Origin of the sequence: Ferrovum myxofaciens, assembly GCF_000735045.1 — a bacterium.
Classification (GTDB): Bacteria; Pseudomonadota; Gammaproteobacteria; order Burkholderiales; family Ferrovaceae; genus Ferrovum; species Ferrovum myxofaciens.
The window spans coordinates 1-7231 of record NZ_JPOQ01000142.1 but is presented as its reverse complement, the minus strand read 5'-3'; the positions used below and the strand labels follow the sequence as shown (position 1 = coordinate 7231).

Annotated in this window: 8 protein-coding genes; all 8 read left to right on the top strand. The window is 51.2% G+C overall.

All coding sequences use genetic code 11. The features are described from left to right. The first annotated feature begins 190 nt into the window (after positions 1 to 190). The 8 genes from IV91_RS0111815 to recJ all read left to right on the top strand — a co-directional run bounded on the left by IV91_RS0111815 (position 191) and on the right by recJ (position 6889). Positions 191 to 469 (top strand): ParM/StbA family protein, encoded by a 279-nt coding sequence (locus tag IV91_RS0111815; RefSeq protein WP_031598648.1) that lies wholly within the window; start codon positions 191 to 193, stop codon positions 467 to 469. Between the two features lie 166 nt (positions 470 to 635). After that, positions 636 to 1394, top strand: a complete 759-nt coding sequence (locus IV91_RS0111810; RefSeq protein WP_031598646.1) for a ParM/StbA family protein — start codon at positions 636 to 638, stop codon at positions 1392 to 1394. 1 nt (position 1395) lies between these two features. Next, the gene (locus IV91_RS0111805) at positions 1396 to 1785 is read left to right on the top strand and encodes a hypothetical protein (RefSeq protein ID WP_150112477.1); all 390 of its coding nucleotides are present in this window, start codon (positions 1396 to 1398) and stop codon (positions 1783 to 1785) included. Then, positions 1785 to 3722, top strand: a complete 1938-nt coding sequence (locus tag IV91_RS0111800) for a DNA topoisomerase 3 (protein ID WP_051862646.1) — start codon at positions 1785 to 1787, stop codon at positions 3720 to 3722. Before IV91_RS0111805 ends, IV91_RS0111800 begins: the two co-directional genes overlap by 1 nt. A gap of 19 nt (positions 3723 to 3741) precedes the next feature. Further along, a complete protein-coding gene (locus IV91_RS0111795; protein ID WP_031598641.1) occupies positions 3742 to 4119 on the top strand; it encodes a hypothetical protein in 378 nt (125 codons plus the stop codon). Between the two features lie 317 nt (positions 4120 to 4436). Further along, positions 4437 to 4733 carry a hypothetical protein gene (locus IV91_RS0111790; protein ID WP_031598638.1) on the top strand — a complete coding sequence of 99 codons (297 nt, stop codon included), beginning with the start codon at positions 4437 to 4439 and terminating at the stop codon, positions 4731 to 4733. Positions 4734 to 4819: 86 nt separating this feature from the next. Beyond that, positions 4820 to 5131: a hypothetical protein gene (locus tag IV91_RS0111785; RefSeq protein WP_150112476.1), complete on the top strand. Its 312-nt coding sequence runs from the start codon at positions 4820 to 4822 to the stop codon at positions 5129 to 5131. A gap of 42 nt (positions 5132 to 5173) precedes the next feature. Further along, on the top strand, positions 5174 to 6889 hold the full coding sequence (gene recJ / locus IV91_RS0111780) for a single-stranded-DNA-specific exonuclease RecJ (RefSeq protein WP_031598635.1): 1716 nt from the start codon (positions 5174 to 5176) through the stop codon (positions 6887 to 6889). The last annotated feature ends 342 nt before the right edge of the window (positions 6890 to 7231 follow it).

Below are 7231 nucleotides of genomic sequence, written 5' to 3'. Positions count from 1 at the left end.
ACGCCTTAAATTCTGCGTAGTTGCGTGGGTAGTCGACCCCGGCGCGGGGCGCGACGGATCGAACTTGCGGAGTTTTTGATTCCATTGCATAATTCTAACATCACAGCACTAAGCTGAATACCCCACATCAGCAATCGAAATCGCCAAACGGCTTGCCGCTTAACCAAAGCCACTTTAAGGATTGCCTGCCATGGAACATCACAACGTCATCGGCCTCGATATTGGCCACTCAACCGTAAAAGTTGCTTATGCAAATCTAGCGGGCGAACCGCAAACCATCATCTTCCCGTCCGCCGTATCCCCAGCCATCGAAATCTATGATGACTCTGAATCAAAACGGGCGCAGGATGACACGGTGACCATTGCAGGCAATCACTTGTTTATTGGGGATACAGCAGAAGTCCAAGGCCGGAGAAACACCCAAAACAATGTTTCGGAAGTGGGGTATCCATATAAATGCGGTGTTTAGCCTCTCCATGGGTGCGAAAACACTGAAATATCAACGCGTAACGAACGCAGCAACACGCTGCCCGCTTTGTGCAAACCCGTCATGATATCAATTTGATTCCACTGCATAATTCTAACTTCGCCGCATTTATATGGATACCCCATTTTCGGAAACATGGATAGAGTCCATGGAATACCAAGCCTTGACAGCAGGAGCCATCAAAAAACTCATTCAGGCCGGTGCGAATATCGACCAGTCAACCATGGTTGTCGTCGGACTGCCCACCAGTCTGTATAAATCCCAGCGAGACAAGCTCCGCGAACTTACTCAAAAAATCGTCGGCTATACCCATGAAGTCAAAGTCCTTCCCCAGTCCCTCGGGGCATTCCAGTCCATCATGTTCGACCAGGACGGGCAACTTGCCCAGGGCCGTTCGCTTACCTCTGAATCATGGGGGGTCATTGAAGTCGGCTACTTCTCAACGGACTTCATGGTAATGCGCGGCCATGGAGGAAAAGCTCGATGGATCGAAGACGCATCAGGTATCTGCTCCGGCGTCCGGTTTGCCGCTGAACGCCTGTCCCGTATCCTGTCCGATGAACTCAAGATCGGCGGAAAAAGCATTACCGTCACACCCAAAGAAGCTGAATCCGCCCTGATTACGGGGCATATTCGCTACTACGGCAAGATCAATGTCGCCGACAAAGTTAAAAGAGCAACCTCGATCATCACTGAGGAAGTCATGCGAGCGGCCAGTCGCTACCTGGAATCCGAAGCGGCAACACTCGATGGGATTGTACTGGCCGGCGGGGGATCTCCGTTGGTATCCGACGCAATCAAGAACCTCTGGCCCCATGTCGTCACTCCGGAAAACCCCAGGTTCACTGTCGCAGAAGGATTCAGGCGTTTTGGCGTCGGAATTCTACGTGCCCGTGCATCGGTATGAAATGACAAAGAAAACACAGGAAAAAAACCTGTTCAAAACCATCACCTTTCAAGTTCAGGCTGAACGTGACAAGGACATCTGGCTATGGCTTCGAGCTATGAATTACGGGGAGCCATCCAAAACCATCCGAATCCTGCTTGGGGTGGTTGCAAAAGCATGGGCGGCCTCAGCTCCAGACGCCCGTGAAACCCTGGAATCGTTCGTCGGCAAAAGAATGAATGCCGAAATGCACGAAAATACCGAAAAACACACTGAAAAACACAAAATCACGCTCTCGGAACAACCATCAGGCACATCACAAAATATGCAAAAACCAATCCAGGACACAGTGCAAGCACTTCCAAAAAACATTGCCGCAGCATTACTGGAAATGGACAAGGACTTCGGCTGATGACAAAACCAACCATCATCATTGCTGAAAAGCCATCCATGGGCAGGGCCATAGCCGATGTCATCCCCGGCGTTAAGTTCAGCAAGAACGGATACATCGAGATCGGAAGCACCATCGTTACCTGGTGCGTCGGGCATCTGCTGGAAAATGCCCAACCAGAAGAATACAACCCGGCCTGGAAGTCGTGGGCAATGAAAGACCTGCCTTTTCCGATCACCCAATGGAAAGTCACCCCAAAACCAAAAACACTGACTCAACTGAATATCATCGGCTCCCTGCTTAAACAGGCTGGGTCCGTGGTGAACGCAGGTGATCCGGATAGGGAAGGGCTCATGCTGGTCAACGAGGTGCTGGAGTATTTCCACTGGACCGGCCCGACCGAACGCCTCATCCTGAATTCTTATGACACACCCAGCGTCAAAAAGGCTTTGGCCAACCTGACGCCCAATAGCGTCCACGACAACCTCTATGAAGCCGCCAAGTGCCGTTCACGCGCAGACTGGCTGCTTGGGCTCTCAGCAACGCGAGCGGCAACAAGGGCTTATACCCGGTTCGAGGATAAAACCGTCATTTCAATCGGTCGAGTCCAAACCCCCGCGCTCTGGCTCGTGGTTAAACGAGATCTTGAAATCGACAACTTCAACGCAAAGTCGTTCTTCACCCTGGCCGCTCACACAAATACCCAGGCCGGGGCCCCACTGATCTTGACCCATGAACCTGGGCAGGACAACCGGATATGGGACAAGCCCATCGCTGATGCGCTGGCAGCCAAGATCAAAGGTACGAACCAGACGCTTTCCGTAACCCAGAACAAGATCAAGGCGTCTCCACCCAAACCCTACAACCTGCTTTCGTTCTCCACGGACGCAAACGAAGCCTTCGGCTGGTCTGCGAAAGAATGCCTCGATGTCCTGCAAGAACTCTACAGCCCGGAATACGCCCTGACGACCTATCCACGGACGGATTGCGAATACCTTAAATCCGAACAAATGCCGGATGCCCTGACCATCGCACAAGCCTGTCTTGGAGTGCTGCCGGAAGCACAGGCCATGACCAGCCTCATGAAACCGCGAAAAGCTTTCTACGACTCGGCAAAAGTCACCGAACACCATGCCATCATTCCAACCATGAAGAAACCCTGGTCCGGGTTGTCAGGCAAACATCTGGACGCCTATCGACTGGTGGCCAAGCGATTTATCCTCGGCTTGCTACCGGATCATGAATATCACGAAACCGTAGCGGCGTTCACGGTGGACGGAAGGACTTTTTCTGTCAAGGGCGAAGTGGACCTCAACTCGGCCCAGGCATGGATAGCACTCACCCAGAAAAAAACCAAGGCCCCATTGCCCGCTATCGCCAATGGCGAAAAGGTGACTGTCAATGCGGTCAAGGTGAACCAAGGAAAAACCTCTCCACCAAAACGATACACCGAAGCCTCGTTGTGTCAGGACATGGCTTCTGTGGCGAAATTTGTAACCGATCCAGTCATCAAGGCAAGACTGAAAGAAAACGACGGCATCGGTACACCGGCCACATGGCAATCGATCATTGAAACGCTGAAAAACCGGCGCTACATCGAACCGATGGGGAAAAAACAGATCGTCTCAACTGATTTTGGCAAAGAACTGGTCAAAACCATATCGCCAAACCTGATGGCTCCCGGCTTAACAGCGCTTTGGGAAATCGCGCTGGAATCTGTGGCAAAAGGAGGGATGAAGCCGGAAGAATTTATGGCAAGAGCGACGACATTTGTAACCCAACGGGTCAATGAAATGAAGAACGCAACAATAAAAATCAGCCCTCCTTGTCAGAAGCCGACTTCAGTTCGGAAAAGCGAGGGCCCCCACTCGCCTCGTAGAGCAACCCAATCAAAATCTTCACGCTCATCGGCATCGAAGTCCAAGTCGAAGCCGATGGCACATAACCCGACCATTTAGGATCAAGGCACATTGAATCATGTATCCGTTCGCATACAGCAGAAACACTTTGTTCGGGATAGAAGTCGCTCAACTTCATCACATCGGCCAGCAGGTAAATCTGGGCAACGGGCAGGTTGAGGTAATTGGCGGCGTTGACATAGGCTTCCCGCGACATGCCGGTAACCGGACGGAGGCCGCGAAAGATGGACGACAGGTAGGACAGGGATACGCCGAGGTGTTCCGCAATGCCGCTCATAACTTCATTGTTTTTCTCGGCACGCCTTTTCAGAAGATTCACCAGGCGAACGCCTGGAAAGTTCTTTTCGGCTTCCGACTGGTGCTTTTCAGGTTCTACCAGGCGAAGGTGGCTGGAAGGGGTTTTTTCGGTTTCATCGTTCATAAATTTGCTCCTTGAAATAAAACGTACTTCATTATAGTTTGCACGTATCTATAATGTCAAGTGTATATTATTAATAATTAAAACTCGGAATGGGGACCACCCCGGACCGGGGCGGCTATTACTGCCACCTGTCATATCTACGGCGAGCAGATCCCCGATCCCCGCCACCAGCCGTCAGAAGGGGAAGCACAACGCATGTTGTTCAATGTCGCGCTTCGAGCATTCAAAAGCGAGTCGGCATCGATCTTGTCGATTCCCACGCCCAAGGATTACTTTGGCAACATTTCGCCCAATAAAAAGAACCAGTTCTCCCGAAAGGGGCGACGCACGACATGGAGCGTGCCCCGTACAACGCGGACGGTACGCTTAAGCCTGAAGTAGAGGCTACGCTGTCCTCGGTCCCTGAAGAACACATGACCGACGAAGGATATGTTTCCAGCATGGGTAACCCGACTGAACTGAACACTCGCAACAACATCAACAAAATCCAGGCGGTCCCCCTGAAGGTAGATATTCAATCTTTTCCGGCGTGGTGGGTTGAACGTGCGAAAATCATGAATGAGGCGGTTCGCAAGCGTGAAGAAGACCGCGAGGTTCGCCGGCGGAGAGTAACTAATCAGGCGGCGTGATGAGTAACTGCGAAAAACCGACCACGGGGCTCATTGTGGTTGGTTTTCTGTATCAGTTGTTTCAGGATGGGGAAAGGATGGAGGAAATGAACGAAAACATTGGAGAAAGTGCAGCGTCAATCTCTGTGATGTTGGCAATCCTTGGGGTGTCCGAAGCGGAATACATTCGGACGCAGGAAATTGCTTTTGCTGTGTTGCGCGAAAACGGAACCAAGTGTAAATTCATCCGGACCGCGATTGAACGTGATCCGGGTGACAGCAATGTTTATGTCCAGATGGGTGTGTTCGCCAGCAGTTCAAAGGTCATCGAGATGGAGTGTGAACTTGCCGTTCGCCTGAACAATGCTCTTTGTGATTGGCACGCCGACAAATTAATCTTCGCTTTCACGCCGCTTTAATTATTCATGACGGCATGATTTTGGCATTGGCAAAGGAAACAAGTGGATCAAATTTTCACGCAACGCGCTTTCGACGAAACTATCGTCAAAGAACTCGAAAAGTCAGGCAAGCATCCTGTCTTAGCTAGAATCTTGGCTGCCCGTGGCGTGTTGCCTGACGAGGTAAATAAATCCACTCTCAACGATCTTCTGCCATGGAACGGTCCAAATGGTTTGAAGGGCATAGTCGAGGCCGCCAACCTTCTTGCCGACGCCGTTCAGACAGGTAACAAAATCGTCATTGTTGCGGATTACGATGCTGACGGAGCGACTGCTTGCGCGGTAGGGATTCGAGCCTTGCGTGCGATGGGCGCGATTGTTGATTTTGCCGTACCTGATCGCATGACCATGGGGTACGGGCTATCGATTGATGTTGTGAAATTTGCGGCCCGGATGAAACCAGACCTTTTGCTGACGGTTGACAATGGAATCAGTAGCCATGCGGGGGTTGATTATGCCAACGAATCAGGCATTCCGGTTATTGTGACCGATCATCACCTGGCAGGAGAGACACTGCCTGCCGCAGTTGCCATTGTCAATCCAAATCAACCAGGCTGCCGGTTTCCAAGCAAGAATATCGCCGGGGTAGGGGTGTCGTTTTACTTGATGCTGGCGTTGCGTCACGTTCTGAAAGAACGCGAGCATTTCCAGACCCGACCAATTCCGAACATGGCCAACCTGTTGGATCTGGTGGCTTTGGGCACCGTGGCCGATGTCGTCAAACTGGATCACAACAATCGAATTCTTGTGGCCAATGGCCTAAAACACCTGGTCGGGAATTCATGTAACAAAGGAATTGCCGCGCTGATTCAGGTTTCCGAACGGGATCGCCTCAAGATCAAAAGCATTGATTTGGGATTCTTGATTGGTCCGCGACTTAATGCGGCTGGGCGTATGGCTGATATGAGCGCAGGTATTCGCTGTTTGGCTACCGATAATTCCGATGAAGCAATGGAGTTGGCCACAGAACTTGATCAACTCAATCGTGAACGCCGTAAAGTGGAGGCGTCCATGTGTGAAGATGTCGAGCCGTTGTTGCAAAACATAAAAAGCATTGGTCAATACACGCTGGCGCTTTATGATCCACAGTGGCATACAGGGGTAATCGGCATTCTGGCGTCCAGGGTCAAAGATAAAGTCCATCGACCTGTGATCACCTTTGCCCCAGGAATAGCATCTGGACAAATCAGGGGATCTGGACGCAGTATTGTCGGGTTTCATCTTCGTGATGCGCTGGAGCGGATCAACTACCTGCACCCAGGGTTGATGCAGAGTTTTGGAGGTCACGCTATGGCGGCTGGGCTTACCATTGAAGAAGCCCGTCTTGGCGAGTTTCGGACGGCCTTTGAGAAGGTAGGGCAAGAGTGGTTAACCCCTGACCTATTGACGAACAAGTTTGAGCATGACGGCCCCTTGGATGTGTCCAGCATGAACGTGGCAGTTATCGAGACGGTCACCAATGAAACTTGGGGCCAAGGATTTCCAACCCCCGTGTTTGAAGGCGAGTTCAAAGTTGCCCGGCAACGCATTCTGAAAGAAAAACATTCAAAGTTGACGTTGAGCCAAAACGGAAAACAGATTGACGGCATTTTCTTTGGGTTTGCGGACAGTCTGCCAGAACAGATCAAGGCGTTTTTTTCGGTAGAGATCAACGAATGGATGGGTGCGAAAACAGTACAGATATCGATTAAGCGGGTGCTGTCACAAACCCGTGCTTGACCAAGGATTGGAATGATGCGCTTCGTGCGGGCGTTATGATATAGAGTTGTTTTACCGGTCATCCTTTTTAGGGTGGCCGGTTTTGTTTGCCTGTCCGGTTTTACCCACCGTGAAATTCCATTGAACCCGTTCATGTCGTACTGGGAAGTCGAAGGGGTGGCACTCGATGACTGAAGGGGAATAACCCCATCGACGGCATAGGGACATAGTAAATTTCCTGATTATGTCTCTATCTCAGTGCGCGCCATCAGTTTCTTTCCAGAACAAGGAGTTGCACATATGAGCGCCACGGCAAGTCTTGGCACCATCGCTGCCAGATCGAATTGTTGTATTCCCGGAAAT

Coding starts and splice junctions, on each gene's coding strand:
- IV91_RS0111815 (WP_031598648.1), top strand. CDS start 191: ATGGAACATCACAACGTCATCGGCCTCGATATTGGCCACTCAACCGTA.
- IV91_RS0111810 (WP_031598646.1), top strand. CDS start 636: ATGGAATACCAAGCCTTGACAGCAGGAGCCATCAAAAAACTCATTCAG.
- IV91_RS0111805 (WP_150112477.1), top strand. CDS start 1,396: ATGACAAAGAAAACACAGGAAAAAAACCTGTTCAAAACCATCACCTTT.
- IV91_RS0111800 (WP_051862646.1), top strand. CDS start 1,785: ATGACAAAACCAACCATCATCATTGCTGAAAAGCCATCCATGGGCAGG.
- IV91_RS0111795 (WP_031598641.1), top strand. CDS start 3,742: ATGTATCCGTTCGCATACAGCAGAAACACTTTGTTCGGGATAGAAGTC.
- IV91_RS0111790 (WP_031598638.1), top strand. CDS start 4,437: ATGGAGCGTGCCCCGTACAACGCGGACGGTACGCTTAAGCCTGAAGTA.
- IV91_RS0111785 (WP_150112476.1), top strand. CDS start 4,820: ATGAACGAAAACATTGGAGAAAGTGCAGCGTCAATCTCTGTGATGTTG.